Below are 13,773 nucleotides of genomic sequence, written 5' to 3' on the forward strand. Positions count from 1 at the left end.
CCGCCGGAACCCCTCACGGTGGCTCCGGCGGGGCGGACCCGCTGCGGTTCACGACGTCTCGCCGGTCGTACCTTCCGTTCCCGTCTCCGCTTCCTGGTGTTTCTCCTGGAGCTTGCGCAGCAGCTCCCGCTTCTGGGCCTGGGGGTCGAGGCCGCCGCCGACGCGGCCGTTCGCGGGGCCGCCGCGCAGGGCCTTGCGGCCCAGGTTCCGGCGGGAACCGCCCACTCCCAGCATGTTCCCTGCTCCACCTCGGGCCATGGCAGTCTCCCTTGTTATGGCGATACGGTTCGTCTCGCTTATGCTCACCACCATCAGGCGAGACGCACCGTCTTGTCAACTGATAAATTCGGGGCATGGCCAAAAAGACCTCCCCTGATTCCGCCCGGCGCAGCGAGAAGTCGCGTCGCGCCATCTATGACGCCGCCCTCGCTCTCGTCGGCGAGGTCGGGTACCAGAAGGCGACCATCGAGGGCATCGCGGCCCGCGCCGGCGTCGGGAAGCAGACGATCTACCGGTGGTGGTCCTCCAAGGCGGAGGTGCTGCTGGAGGCGTTCCTCGATCTGCAGGAACAGGCCGCCGAGCAGGTCGCGGGGTCGGGACAGGAGCCCGAGGAGTACGCCATCCCGGACACCGGCGACCTCGCGGCCGACCTCAAGTACGTCCTGCGAGCCACCGTGGACGAACTCCTCGATCCGAAGTTCGAGGTCCCCTCCCGCGCCCTCGCCGCCGCGGGGGTCGTCGACGACAAGCTCGCGAAGGAGTTCGTGGCCCGGCTCCTCGAACCCCAACTCCAGTTCTACGTCGACAGGTTGCAGGTCGCGCAGGACGCGGGGCAGGTCAGGCCGGACCTCGATCCGCGCATCGCCCTCGAACTCTTCGTCTCGCCCCTCGGCCAGCGCTGGCTCCAGCGGACGGGACCCATTTCGTACGAGTACACGGACACGCTCGTCGACTACGCCCTGTACGGCCTCGCGCCCCGCTGACCCCGGTCACCCCCCCGAACGAGTGTGATCAAAACGACCAAGTGTCGACCAAGTGGGGCCGGTGGCCGGACCGTAAATCCCGTCAAAGCAGGTAATAGACCGCCATCCCTGTCCGCACCCCGGCATCGCCCCACCTACCCCGGATGGGGGCTCCGGCCACCCGGGGCGCAGGATGGTGGGACCATGAAGCATGGTGTCCGCACCACAGCGAGGGCGAGGGGATGTATGAGCGCGACGTTCGGCGGCCGATCCGGTCGGCAGGGCAGGATCTCCGAGTGGCTGCGCGCCCGTCGTACCGGCCGCCAGCTCGACGGGATCGCCGACGAAGCCGGCCGTGAGGAGCTGCTGCTCGCCGCCGCCGCTGCCGGACTCCCGCTCGCGCCCGCCGCGTACCCCTCGGGCTACCGGTGCTCCTGTGACCGCGTCGGCTGTCCCACCCCCGCCCGGCACCCGGTGTCGTTCGCCTGGCAGACGCAGTCCACCACCGACCACGCCCAGATCGAGCGCTGGGCCCGGCACCAGCCGCAGGCCAACTTCATCACCGCTACCGGCATGGTCCACGACGTGCTGGACGTACCGCTCTCCGCCGGGAGCGAGGCCCTGGAGCGGCTGCTCGCCTCCGGGATCGAGGTGGGGCCCGTCGCGGAAGTCGAGTCCGAGTCCGGCGAGGGACGGCTCCTCTTCTTCACCCTCACCCGGGGCACGCCCGAGGACGAGGACGAGTGGTGGCCCTGCGAGCTGGACTGCCACCCGGAGACCATGGACGAGCACCCGGGGCTGCGCTGGCACTGCCGCGGGTCCTACGTCCTCGTCCCGCCGGCCCGGCTCCCCGGTGACCTCGGCGTCCACTGGGTACGCGGCCCCGAGCACCCGCTTCCGGACCCTCTGACCCTGCTGGAGATCCTCACCGACGCCTGCTCCCGCCATGTGGGCGAACAGTCGGGCCACACGAACGCGGCTTGGCCCTCCAGGGGCTGACGCCTCCGAGCCGTCGGCCGCCCGGCGGTCACTCGCCCTTCGTCACTCGCCCTTCGCCCCCGTGAGCCCGCCCACCTGGCTCAGGAACCTCACCTGCTGGTCCGACTCCGTCTTCGCCGGATCGAGGACCGCCTGGTTGTTCACGAACTCCAGGGTCAGGGACTCCACGGGCTCGCCCGTCATCAGCGCCCGGACGGCCGCGTCGTTGACGGGGATGTCCACGCCCTGCGCGGCGGTCTGCTTCTGGTAGTGGCGGGAGGTGAAGAAGACCAGCGCCCCGCCGTCGGTGGTGCGCAGGCCGACCGGCGCGTAGTCGCCGTTGGTGAGGGCCTCGTCGATGTACTGCCGTGCCAGGCCCGGCTTCGCCGCGTTCTGCTGGCGCTCCGCGCGCTCGGCGGAGGTGTACGGGCCGTCCGCGAAGAGGGCGCTGTCCTCCTTCAGGTACGTCACGTACTTGTCGGGCAACTCCGCAGGCGTGACGGAGAGTTCGGGGTCGTCCGGCGTGACCACCTGGGCGTGGCCGTTCTCGTCCTTCTTGAACTCCGGCATGTCCTCGGCGGCCACGATCGTGAGGAAGGAGACCTCCCACAGATCGGTCAGCCCGTCGCGGGTGAAGACGAACAGCCAACGGTCCGTCGCGTTGCCCTTGTTGGCGGTGGCGTCGGCCACGAACCAGCGCGGCCAGGCCGCCTTCTCCGGGATCGTGTACTTGACGTCGGCCAGCTTCAGCGCCACATGGTTCGGGTTGCCGCTCGGGTTGATCTTCGCGCCCGAGCGGAGCTTGCCGCCGTCGATGTCGGCGAGCGCGCCGGTGACCCGGGAGGCGTCCTGGGACTGGTCGTACGCCTTGTCCGCCTTGTTGTACGCGGTGGTGAAGTCCGTCAGCGCCCGCGCCGCCTCCCCCTGTGTCGCCGTGGGGACGATCTCCAGGTCGCCGCGGACCACTACGCACCCGCTCGCCGTCAACGACAGCGCGGTCACCGCCGTCGTCACCAGCGCGCCACGGCCGTACGAGCGAAGTCCGAGGAACCTCCCGCGTGTACGAACCGGACGAACCTCACGAAGCCTTTGTGGGCTCCGAACCTCGCGCACCCTGCTCATCAGGAATCTTCACCTTCCCCTTCCCGGAGGCGAACCCTACCGGGGCGAGGAACAGCGCGAGCGTCGGGATCAGGTAGAGGAGCCAGACCGTGACTTGGAGGACGGTCGGGTCGGGCTGGAAGTTGAAGACGCCCTTCAGGAGCGTGCCGTACCAGCTGTCCGGCGGGATCGTCCCCGTGATGTCGAACGCCTTGTCCGTCAGGCCGGGCAGGAAATCGGCCTCCTGGAGGTCGTGGAAGCCGTACGCGAGGACGCCGGCCGCGACCACGACGAGCATGCCGCCGGTCCAGGTGAAGAACTTGGCGAGGTTGATGCGCAGGGCGCCCCGGTAGAACAGCCAGCCGAGCACGACCGCCGTCGCCAGGCCCAACAGGACGCCGATCAGCGGGCCCTCGGTGCCGTCGCTCGACGCCCGCACCGACGTCCACACGAACAGCGAGGTCTCCAGGCCCTCCCGGCCCACCGCGAGGAAGGCGGTCGCCACGAGCGCGCCCGTGCCCATCTGCAGGGCCGCGTCCAGCTTGCCGTGCAGCTCGGCCTTCAGATGGCGGGCCGTACGCCGCATCCAGAAGACCATCCAGGTCACCAGGACCACCGCGATGAGCGACAGGGAGCCGCCGAGCGCCTCCTGCGCCTTGAACGTCAGCTCCTGGGAGCCGAATTCGAGGACGCAGCCGAACGCGAGGGCCAGTCCGACGGCGACCGCGATGCCTATCCAGATGGGCTTCAGGGCGTCCCGGCGGTCCGTCTTCACCAGATACGCGATGAGGATGCAGACGACGAGACTGGCCTCCAGGCCCTCCCGCAGACCGATCAGATAGTTCGCGAACACGGCCTAGGCCCCCTTCGAAGACGTCTGTGAACCCGAAGACGTCTGTGAACCCGAAGACGTCTGTGACGACGTCGAGAACAGCGCCCGGCCCCACCAGTCGTCCGCGTCCCGGACGCCCGGCGGCACCGCGAAGATCGCCGAACCCACGTGCTGGATGTACTCGTTGAGCGCGTCCGTGGCCAGATTGCGCTGGACCGGGATGAACCCCGTCCGCACGTCACGCTGGTAGGCGAGGAAGAACAGGCCCGCGTCCAGGCGGCCGAGCCCGTCCGTGCCGTCGGTGAAGGAGTAGCCGCGGCGCAGGAGCGTCGCCCCGTCGTTGGAGTCGGGGTGCGCGAGCCGTACGTGCGCGTCCGGCAGCATCGCCTTCAGGAACGGCTCGTCGCGCTCCTTCGCCTTGCCGACCGGCGCGCCCTCACCCTTGTCGCGGCCGAAGATGTCCTCCTGCTCCTGCAGCGAGGTACGGTCCCAGGTCTCGATGTGCATGCGGATGCGCCGGGCGACGAGGTACGAGCCGCCGGTCATCCAGGCCGAGTTCGCGTCGACGTCCTTCTCGCCCACCCACACGAACTTCTTCAGCCGGGCAGTCTCGGTGCCCGCGATGTTGCGGGTGCCGTCCTTGAACCCCATGAGGTTGCGCGGGGTCTGCGCCTCGGGCGTGGTCGACGAGGTCTTCCCGAACCCGAGCTGGGACCAGCGCACCGACACCTTGCCGAAGCCGATGCGGGCGAGGTTGCGGATGGCGTGCACCGCGACCTGCGGATCGTCGGCGCAGGCCTGGACGCACAGGTCGCCGCCGCTGCGGGCCCTGTCCAGGTTGTCACCGGCGAACTGCGGCAGGTCCACCAGCGCCTCGGGCCGCTGCCCCGCCAGCCCGAACCGCTCGAACAGCGACGGCCCGAAGCCGATGGTCAGCGTCAGCCGGGACGGCTTCAGCCCCAGCGCCTCCCCGGTGTCGTCCGGCGGGGCCTCCGCCAGACCGCCGTACGCGCCGTCGCCGACCGCCTTCCCGGCGGTCATCCGGCGCGCGGCGGCCGTCCAGTCCTTCAGCATGGCCACGAACTCGGCGCGGTCGTCCGTCTCCACGTCGAACGCGGCGAAGTGCAGCCGGTCCTGCACGGGTGTGGCGATACCGGCCTGGTGGGTGCCGTGGAAGGCGACGGCCGCCCCGGCGGTGGGGGCCGCGTCGTCGCCGGTGCGTGCCGCGGCGACCGCGCCGCCGGCCGCGGCGGCACCGAGCGCGAGCCCGGCACCGCCCCAGCCGATCAGCGCACGCCTCGACGGGGTACGGGGGTTCTCCGACGGGGTACGGGGGGCGGGGGAGTCCTCGGCGGTCATCGTTACTTCACCACGGCTGCCGCGAGCTGCGACAGCGGCTCGGCGAGCGCGTTCACCGCGTCCGACAGCTCCTTGCGCTCCGCCTTGCCGACCTTGTCGTAGGAGACGAAGTCGTATCCCGTCTTGTCCGCGCGGTACTTGTCGAGCAGCGTGTTCAGCGCCGCGAACTGCTCGTCGAGTTCCTTCGTCAGCTCCGGGTCGTTCTCGGCGGCGACGGACTTCAGCAGCCCGTACGACTCCTCGGCCCCCTCGACGTTCGCCTTGAAGTCGACGAGGTCGGTGTGCGAGTAGCGCTCCTCCTCGCCGGTGACCTTGCCGGTGGCGACCTCGTCGAGGAGTTCCTTGGCGCCGTTGGCCATGGATGTCGGGGTGATCTCGGCCTTGCCGACCCGCTTCTGCCAGTCCTCCAGGTCCGTCACCAGCTGGTCTGCCAGCTCGGAGTCGCGGTCGGTGAGCTTGCCGTCCTGCCAGAGCGAGCGCTCCAGGCGGTGCCAGCCGGTCCAGTCCTTCTCCAGGTCCTGCCCCTCCTCGAGACCGTCCTCGCGCAGGTCGACCTTCGGGTCGATGTCACCGAAGGACTCGGCGACCGGCTCGGTGCGCTCCCAGCCGATACGGGAGGGCGCGTACGCCTTCTTCGCGGCCTCGACGTCCCCGTCCTTGACGGCCTCGGCGAACACCTTCACCAGCGGGATCGTCTCGTCGGCCTGGGCCTGCGCGTACTTGCGGTACGAGGCGACGGCCTTGTCGAGCCGGGGATCGCGCTCGGCGACCTTGCCGCTGCCGGTGGCCTTGACGTCCTGCCGGATGCCGTCGCCCTTCATGCCGGGCTTGCAGGCGATCTGGTAGTCGCCCTCCTTCACCTCGGCGGTGACCTTCTGCTTGGTGCCGGGCCCGATGTTCTCGCGCTCGGTGACCACGCGGTCGTCCGGGAAGAGGAGGTAGACCTCGGTGACCTTGGAGCCCTTGTTCTCGATGTCCAGCTCGACGTGTCCCGCCGGGAACTCCTTCTTCGACACCTCGCACTCGGTGTCGGTCGCGGTCACCGCGATGGCCCCGTCCGCGCCCGCACTGCTCTTCTCGGTGCAGCCGGTGACGGCGGTCAGGGCCGCCACGGTCGCGGCGGCGGTCACGACGGAGAGTCTGAGGGGGCGCATTTCGGCTCCAAGGGAGTACACAGGGGACACACAGATAAGGTGAGGCTGCCCAAAGTTATCTGAGGCTTACCTCACCAATCGCTGTACTCCCAGTGAAGCCCTCTCCTCGGAGCCGTACGAGCACGGCCCGATCACGGTGGCTCAAAACAGCCCTCATGGTCCGGTCAAGAGCGGGTAAAGAGGCCCATTTCGCGGTCAAGAACCCCGTTTCGGCGTGATCAGGACATCACCGGTCCGCGGATGCGGGAACACCTCGACCGGCTGCCGGTACACCTCCGACAACAACTCCTCCTCGAAGACCCCGGCCGGCGGCCCGTCCGCCGCGATCCGCCCGTCCCGCAGCACCGCCACCCGGTCCGCGTACGCCGCCGCCAGCCCCAGGTCGTGCAGCACGACGACCACCGCGTCCCCGGCCCGCGCCCGCGCCCGGCACACCCGCAGCACCAGCTCCTGATGCCGCAGGTCCAGCGCGGCCGTCGGCTCGTCCAGCATCAGCAGCGGCGCCCGCTGGGCGAGCACCCGCGCCAGCGCCACCCGGGCGCGCTCGCCGCCGCTCAGCGCGGAGAAGGGCCGGGCCGCGAACCCGGTGACCTCGGTGACGGCCATCGCCTCGGCCACGGCTGTGTCGTCGGAGTCTTCCTCGTCGGACACGTCCGGCTGCCGTGCCCAGGGCGCCCGGCCCATCCGTACGACCTCCTCCACCGTGAACGGGAACGACAGCGCCGCCGACTGCGGCAACACCGCCCGCCGCAGCGCGAGTTCGGGCGCCGACCACTCGCCCACCGGCCGCCCGTGCACCCGTACGACCCCGCCGTCCACCGGCAGATCCGCCGCCAGAGCACCCAGCAGCGTCGACTTCCCGGCCCCGTTCGGCCCGACCAGCGCCAGCACCTCACCGGCACGCGCGGCGATGGACACCCCGTGGAGCACCTCCTGGGCGCCGAGCCTGACGGTGACGTCCTGGGCCTCGGCGAGGACGTCACCGGGGGCGGACGGGGCCGGGGGAGTGGGGATGCCGGAACCGAGCCGCGCCCTGAGAAGCCCTCTGAGGTACCCGGTGCCCGTTCTGGACGTCATGCCCAGCCTCCCTGCTTGCGGCGGGTCCTGCGGAGCAGCCAGAAGAAGAACGGGCTGCCGATCAGGGCGGTGAGGACGCCGAGGGGGAGTTCGGCGGGCTGGACGATCGTGCGGGCGGCGAGGTCCGCCGCCAGCAGGACGACCGCCCCGGCGAGCGCGCTGCCCGGGATCAGGAACCGGTGTCCCGGCCCGGCCGCCATCCGCAGCAGATGCGGGATGACGAGCCCGACGAACCCGATGACCCCCGACACGCTCACGGCGGCGGCGGTCAGCAGCGCGACGACCAGGATCAGCACGACCCGCAGCCGCTCCACGTCCACCCCGAGATGCCGCGCCGGCCGCTCACCCAGCGCGAGCAGGTCCAGCTTCCGCGCGTGGAAGGGCGCCACGGCCAGCCCGATCACCGCGCACGGCAGCACGGCCAGCACCTTCGGCCACGTCGACTGCGCGAGCGAGCCCAACTGCCAGAAGGTGATCTGGTTGACGGCCGCGGTGTCCTCCGCCAGGAAGATGAACAGCCCGATCGTGGCCCCCGCGAACGCGTTCACCGCGATCCCGGTGAGGATCAGCGTCACGACCTCCGTACGCCCGCCCGACCGGGACAACGCGTACACCACGAAGACGGTGATCAGCCCCGCGACGAACGCGAACACCGACACCGTCCAGTTCCCGAGGAACGTGATCCCGAACGCGATCGTCGCGACCGCGCCCACCGCCGCGCCCAGCGAGACCCCGATGACACTCGGCTCCGCCAGCGGGTTCCCGAAGATCCCCTGCATCAGCGCCCCCGCGCACCCGAGCGACGCCCCGATCAGCAACGCCAGCACGATCCGAGGGAACCGCACGTTCCACAGCACCGACTCGGGAACGCGTTCGAGCTCCGCCCCGCCGAGCCCGATCCGGTGGACGACCGAGGAGATCACGTCACCGGTGGGGATCGGATAGGCCCCGAGTCCACCGGCGACGGGGACCAGGGCGAGGAGGGCGACAACGAGGCCGACGGTGAGGAGGAGGGGGGCGCGCCGGCGGGCGGGGGCGGAGGGGCGGGACCTGTCGGCCCATGCCGCCTCACCCGCCTCCGCTTCGCCCACCTCCGCCGTGCCTGCCTCCGCCTTGCCCGCCTCCGCGGGCCCGTCGGATCTCTCCGGCTCAACCGGCTTGTCCAGTACGGTCACTTGGTCCTCTCAGGGATGGGATCGGCGTTGTTCGATCACTGTCCGGCGGTGCGGTGACCTGGTACGACCCGGGGCCCGGTTGATGTTTCAATGCGGGGGTGACCGACTTCGATGTGCTGCGGGTGTTCTGCGGACCCCGCGGGGGATACGGCAAAGAACTGGGCGTCGTCCGCGAGGGCTCCGTGATGCCCGACCGTGCCGAGCGCCAGGAGTTCGCCGCCAAACTCGGCTTCAGCGAGACCGTGTTCGTGGACGACCCCGAGCGCGGTGTCATCGACATCTACACCCCCTCGCAGCGCCTGCCCTTCGCCGGATACCCGTGCGTGGGCGCGGCCTGGCTGCTCGACGTACCCGAACTGGTCACCCCGGCCGGTGTCGTCGGGGCCCGGCTGGACGGGGAGTTCAGCTGGATCGAGGCCCTGCCGGAGTGGGCCCCGCCCCGCACCTTTGTCCAGTACGCCTCCGCCGCCGAGGTCGACGACCTGCGCGTCCCGCCGCCGGGCGAGCGAAGCGAGATGGGGGTCCCCCCGGACGGAGTCCGGGGGAGGATCTACGCCTGGGCCTGGGAGGACGAAGCCGCCGGCCGTATCCGCGCCCGAGCCTTCCCCGGCCGCGACGACGGAATCGACGAGGACGAGGCCACCGGCGCGGCGGCCCTGCAACTGACCGCCCAGCTGGGCCGTGCCCTGAACATCATCCAGGGCGCGGGTTCCCAGATCCTGACGGCCCCGCAGCCGCACGGGTGGGTGGAGGTCGGAGGGCGGGTGTTCCTGGAGCGGTGAGGGAACCGGCGGAGCGGTGAGGGCGCCGACGGGCGTCCCTTGATCGGGGCGCAGCCCCATCCAAGGGGCGCGGGGAACTGCGTGACCAGCCCCCACCACCCGCAGCAGACAACCGCCCCCACAAGCGCGGCCCTCACGCGCTCAACGGAAACTCCTCACCCAAACCAAGAAAGACCGCGGTGTTGAGCGCGAACGCCCGCTTGCACTCACTCACGATCCGCTGCTTCTCCAGATCATCGGCCCGCACCCGGTCCAGCAGCTCCCGATACCCCCGCTTGAACGCGGCCGGGTTGGTGATCTCCTCGAAGACATAGAACCGGACCCCGTCGCCCTTCCTGGCGAAGCCCCACGTCTTCTCGGCCCGGTCCCGGATGATCTGCCCGCCGGAGAGATCACCGAGGTACCGCGTGTAGTGGTGGGCCACATAACCGCCGGCCCAGGTGCGCGCGCACTCGGCGACCCGCGCCGCGTACTCCTCGGTCGCCGGCAGCGCCGAGAGCGTCGAGCGCCAGCCGGGGCCGCGCAGATGCTCCAGGTCCCGCTCCAGCGCGGGCAGCCGCATCAGCTCGGGCTGGACGAACGGCCCGGCGACCGGGTCACCGGCCAGCCCCGGCGCGGCGCTCTCCAGCGCCTCGTACACGAACCACAGCTGCTCGGTGTACCGCGTGTACGCCTCGACGCCGAGTTTGCCGCCCAGCATGTCGCCCATGAACGTCGTGGACTCCGCCTCGGTGTGCTGCTCGTGCGAGGCGGTGCGGATGAGCGTGGAGAACGCCGTGTCCGATGTGACCGACGCGTTCATGAAGGCCTCCGGTGCCGAAGTGAGGAAGACGAGAAGCTGACGCCATTTTCTATGGTTAGGCTTACCTAAGTCAACAGGTTCCCGACCCCCTGTCGGTAAAACGGTACCCCGAATCCCCACCGGCCCCACATGGAATCCGCGCAACGGTCCGCGCAACGAAAAGCCCGCCGTGCGGCCGGAACCGAAGGCGGGCTGTCTCGTGGCGACGAATGACGTGGAACTACGGCAGCGTGAGGATCTCCGCGCCGGTCTCCGTCACCACCAGCGTGTGCTCGAACTGGGCGGTGCGCTTGAGGTCCTTGGTGACGACCGTCCAGCCGTCGTCCCACATGTCGTAGTCGTGCGACCCGAGCGTCAGCATCGGCTCGATCGTGAACGTCATCCCGGTCTGGATCACCGTGGTGGCGTGCGGGGAGTCGTAGTGCGGGACGATCAGCCCGGAGTGGAACGACGAGTTGATCCCGTGCCCGGTGAAGTCGCGCACGACCCCGTACCCGAACCGCTTCGCGTACGACTCGATGACCCGCCCGATGATGTTGATCTGCCGACCGGGCCTGACCGCCTTGATGGCGCGGGCGAGGGACTCCCGGGTCCGCTCGACGAGCAGCGACGACTCCTCGTCGACGTCCCCCACCAGATAGGTGGCGTTGTTGTCGCCGTGGACGCCGCCGATGTACGCCGTCACGTCCAGGTTGACGATGTCGCCGTCGCGCAGCACGGTCGAGTCGGGGATGCCGTGGCAGATGACCTCGTTGACCGAGGTGCACAGCGACTTGGGGAAGCCCCGGTAGCCGAGCGTCGACGGGTAGGCCCCGTGGTCGCACATGTACTCGTGCGCGACCCGGTCCAGTTCGTCCGTGGTGACCCCGGGCGCGATGTGCTTCGCCGCCTCGGCCATCGCCCTAGCCGCGATCCGGCCGGCGATCCGCATCGCCTCGATGGTCTCGGGCGTCTGCACCTCCGGCCCGGTGTACGGAGTCGGGGCGGGCTTGCCCACGTACTCGGGTCGGCGGATGTTTCCCGGGACGGGGCGGGTGGGGGAGAGCTTCCCCGGTGCGAGCAGCGACTGGCCAGACATGCCAGCGAGTTTAACCAGCGTTGGTGGGGGACCATGCAGGTGACGACTGGAGAAGGGAACTCAGGTCATGCCCCTGTTCAAGCGGCGTACGGTCGGCAAGCCCGGCGAGTGGTTCTACTGCCTGGAGCACAAGAAGGTCGAAGAGGGCCCCGACTGCCCCGGCAAGGACCGCATGGGCCCCTACGCCTCCCGCCAGGACGCCACCCGAGCCATGGAAACGGCCCAGGAACGCAACGCGGAATGGGAAACCGACCCCCGCTGGCACGACGCCCCGGCGTCCCGCCCGGACGACGACTGACCCGCCCCGGCGTCAAAGACGACACTCCCCGCGCCCCGCCCTTCCCGCGCCCCGCCTTTCCCGGGGTCCGCCTTTCCCGGGGTCCGCCTTCCCCGGGCCCTCCCCTCCCGGCAGCCGCCGACGGCGCTCAGCCCCCACGGGAGACCCGCACCTGCCACTCGGCAGCCACCGGCGGTACGGGTGGAAAGCGGGGGCGGGCGGAGTCGCGGCCCGCAGAGGCCGTCGCGGGCCCACGGGAGACCTGCACCTGCCACTCGGCAGCCACCGGCGGTGCCGGTGGGAAGCGGGGGCGGGCGGAGTCGCGGCCCGCAGAGGCCGTCGCGGGCCCACGGGAGGCCCGGACTTGTCAGCCGGGAGTGACGGGCGGGCCGTCTGGGAAAGTCCCCCGCCGCTCACGCAACCGCGCCGCATGCTCGTTCGTCCGCACGTCGTAGGACATCAGCTGCGGCAGGCACAGCGCCAGCAACCCCACCGCCCCCACGCACAGCACCCCACCGGCCCACACGGACGCCCGTACGGACGTCCACGCCGCCATGCCCCCGGCCCGCACCTGCCCCAGCTGAGGCCCGACGGAGTACGACAGCAACTCGATCCCCGCCAGGCGCCCCCGCAACTCGTCCGGAATGGTCTGATTCCACATCGCGGCCCGGAAGATCCCGCTGACCATGTCGAACGCACCCCCCAGCACCAGGAACGCCAGCACCAGCCACACATCCCGCACCAGCCACACATCCCGCACCAGCCCCGCCGCCATCACCGACAGCCCCCACAACGCCGCCGCCAGCACCACCATCCGCCCGTGCCGATGCACCCGGGACGTCCACCCACTCGTCAACGTCACCAGCAACGCCCCCGCGGGCAACGCCGCGTACATCAGCCCCAGCGACCACTCCGCGTCCAACTCGTCCGCGAGGAACGGCAGCAGGGCCAGCGGCATCGCCAGAAACATCGCGGCGAGATCGACGGCGTACGTACCGAGCAGTTCCTTGCGGCTCCACGCGTACCGCGCCCCCTCCGCGATGGACCGCAACGACGGTCTCGCCGCCTCGTGCGACGCGGGGGAGGGGGAGAGTCCCACGGCCAGCGCGACGGACGCCACGAAGGTCGCGAGGTCCGCCGCGTACGCCCAGCCGAGCCCCGCGTAGGCCACGACGACACCAGCGAGGGCCGGCGCGGCGACGCCGCCCACCGTCCAGCGGAGCGAGTTGAGCGAGGCGGCGGCCGGCAGATGCTCGTGCGGGACGATACGGGGGACGATCGAGTCCAGGGCCGGCCGCTGGACCGCGACCAGCGCGGACGACAGGGCGGCCACCAGGTACAACGGCCACACCAGCGGCTCCGGCAGCAACGCGTTCACCAGCAGCCCCGCGCACAGAAGCCCCTGCCCGGCCTCGCTCCACAGGATCAGCGCCCGCTTGTCCAGGGCGTCGGCAAGGGCCCCGCCGTACAGCCCGAACACGATCAGCGGCACGAGTTCGACCGCCCCGATCGCCCCGACCGCCACCACCGACCCGGTCAGCTCCTTCATCTGCACCGGCAGCGCCACGAACGTCAGAAAACTCCCGAAGTTCGTGATCAGCCCCGCCACCCACAACCGCCGAAAGTCCCTGGACACCCGCCACGGCGCGAGATCGGGAAGCAACGCGAGCAGCCGAGACCCGGGCACGGGCGCGGTCACAGGTGCGGAAGTATCAGCGGAAGTATCAGCGGAAATATCGGCGGAAGAGTCATGGGAAGAGGCCACGAGGGGCCATGCTCAGCCGCCCCCACCCCTGGAGCAACCGCTTTTCCACCGGCCCCGCCGATTCCGGCCGAGCCACGACGATTCGCTCCCGGCCCGCTTGCGGTGACCCGCCCTGCCGAAGGCAGCTCACCGGGGCGAGTCGGGTGGGTGGGTGGGCAGAAGGGCAGTCACCAGCGCGGCGGAGGCGGGGACGTCGGAGCGTCGGTGAGGCGGGAGAGACGGTCACGGAGGCGGCGGGGCCCTCTCGGGGCGGGGAGCGCGTTTGCAGCCCGCCGCCGTACGACACCACGGAACCCCGCAACGCCCCCGCGAACCGCCGCGTGGCCCCCAGCCACTCGGTCCCGGCGAGCACCTCACGCAACAACGCGACCCGCACGGCATCCATGCGCCCGCATCCTGCCGCAACCGGCCACTCGTGACCCGGTGTTCAC

14 protein-coding genes are annotated in these 13,773 nt (G+C 70.7%); 4 read left to right on the forward strand and 10 right to left on the reverse strand.

All coding sequences use genetic code 11. The features are described 5' to 3' along the window. Positions 1 to 48 precede the first annotated feature (48 nt). A complete protein-coding gene (locus ACFU53_RS15525; protein WP_383991415.1) occupies positions 49 to 258 on the reverse strand; it encodes a DUF6243 family protein in 210 nt (69 codons plus the stop codon). A 95-nt stretch (positions 259 to 353) separates the two neighbouring features. Between ACFU53_RS15525 and ACFU53_RS15530 the strand changes: the two genes are divergently transcribed. Both ACFU53_RS15530 and ACFU53_RS15535 read left to right on the forward strand, forming a co-directional pair. Continuing rightward, complete coding sequence (locus ACFU53_RS15530; protein ID WP_383991418.1) at positions 354 to 983, forward strand: TetR/AcrR family transcriptional regulator; 630 nt, start codon at positions 354 to 356, stop codon at positions 981 to 983. A 225-nt stretch (positions 984 to 1,208) separates the two neighbouring features. After that, positions 1,209 to 1,961 carry a bifunctional DNA primase/polymerase gene (locus ACFU53_RS15535; RefSeq protein ID WP_383991421.1) on the forward strand — a complete coding sequence of 251 codons (753 nt, stop codon included), beginning with the start codon at positions 1,209 to 1,211 and terminating at the stop codon, positions 1,959 to 1,961. A 42-nt stretch (positions 1,962 to 2,003) separates the two neighbouring features. Here the strand turns inward: ACFU53_RS15535 and ACFU53_RS15540 are convergent, their stop codons facing one another. From ACFU53_RS15540 to ACFU53_RS15565, 6 genes are all read right to left on the reverse strand, one after another. Beyond that, positions 2,004 to 3,062 carry a hypothetical protein gene (locus ACFU53_RS15540; RefSeq protein WP_383991424.1) on the reverse strand — a complete coding sequence of 353 codons (1,059 nt, stop codon included), beginning with the start codon at positions 3,060 to 3,062 and terminating at the stop codon, positions 2,004 to 2,006. Further along, positions 3,019 to 3,894, reverse strand: a complete 876-nt coding sequence (efeU, locus tag ACFU53_RS15545) for an iron uptake transporter permease EfeU (RefSeq protein ID WP_383991427.1) — start codon at positions 3,892 to 3,894, stop codon at positions 3,019 to 3,021. Before efeU ends, ACFU53_RS15540 begins: the two co-directional genes overlap by 44 nt. 3 nt (positions 3,895 to 3,897) lie before the next feature. After that, the gene (gene efeB, locus ACFU53_RS15550; RefSeq protein ID WP_383991430.1) at positions 3,898 to 5,232 is read right to left on the reverse strand and encodes an iron uptake transporter deferrochelatase/peroxidase subunit; all 1,335 of its coding nucleotides are present in this window, start codon (positions 5,230 to 5,232) and stop codon (positions 3,898 to 3,900) included. Between the two features lie 2 nt (positions 5,233 to 5,234). Beyond that, on the reverse strand, positions 5,235 to 6,386 hold the full coding sequence (efeO, locus tag ACFU53_RS15555) for an iron uptake system protein EfeO (protein WP_383991433.1): 1,152 nt from the start codon (positions 6,384 to 6,386) through the stop codon (positions 5,235 to 5,237). A gap of 195 nt (positions 6,387 to 6,581) precedes the next feature. Continuing rightward, a complete protein-coding gene (locus ACFU53_RS15560) occupies positions 6,582 to 7,463 on the reverse strand; it encodes a heme ABC transporter ATP-binding protein (RefSeq protein WP_383991436.1) in 882 nt (293 codons plus the stop codon). Then, entirely contained in the window at positions 7,460 to 8,554 is a 1,095-nt protein-coding gene (locus ACFU53_RS15565) for a FecCD family ABC transporter permease (protein ID WP_383991541.1), read from the reverse strand. Before ACFU53_RS15565 ends, ACFU53_RS15560 begins: the two co-directional genes overlap by 4 nt. Positions 8,555 to 8,736: 182 nt before the next feature. On the opposite strand from ACFU53_RS15565, the gene ACFU53_RS15570 reads away from it, so the two are divergent. Next, complete coding sequence (locus tag ACFU53_RS15570) at positions 8,737 to 9,420, forward strand: PhzF family phenazine biosynthesis protein (protein WP_383991439.1); 684 nt, start codon at positions 8,737 to 8,739, stop codon at positions 9,418 to 9,420. 133 nt (positions 9,421 to 9,553) lie between these two features. On the opposite strand, the gene ACFU53_RS15575 is transcribed toward ACFU53_RS15570, so the two are convergent. Beyond that, positions 9,554 to 10,222, reverse strand: a complete 669-nt coding sequence (locus tag ACFU53_RS15575) for a heme oxygenase (biliverdin-producing) (protein ID WP_383991442.1) — start codon at positions 10,220 to 10,222, stop codon at positions 9,554 to 9,556. A gap of 220 nt (positions 10,223 to 10,442) precedes the next feature. Beyond that, the gene (map, locus tag ACFU53_RS15580; RefSeq protein WP_383991445.1) at positions 10,443 to 11,300 is read right to left on the reverse strand and encodes a type I methionyl aminopeptidase; all 858 of its coding nucleotides are present in this window, start codon (positions 11,298 to 11,300) and stop codon (positions 10,443 to 10,445) included. A 67-nt stretch (positions 11,301 to 11,367) separates the two neighbouring features. Between map and ACFU53_RS15585 the strand changes: the two genes are divergently transcribed. Then, on the forward strand, positions 11,368 to 11,598 hold the full coding sequence (locus tag ACFU53_RS15585) for a hypothetical protein (RefSeq protein ID WP_383991447.1): 231 nt from the start codon (positions 11,368 to 11,370) through the stop codon (positions 11,596 to 11,598). Positions 11,599 to 11,944: 346 nt separating this feature from the next. Here ACFU53_RS15585 and ACFU53_RS15590 read toward each other — a convergent pair whose 3' ends face one another. Beyond that, entirely contained in the window at positions 11,945 to 13,276 is a 1,332-nt protein-coding gene (locus tag ACFU53_RS15590) for an MFS transporter (RefSeq protein WP_383991450.1), read from the reverse strand. Between the last annotated feature and the right edge of the window lie 497 nt (positions 13,277 to 13,773).

Source organism: Streptomyces sp. NPDC057474 (genome assembly GCF_042802555.1).
Lineage (GTDB): Bacteria > Actinomycetota > Actinomycetes > Streptomycetales > Streptomycetaceae > Streptomyces.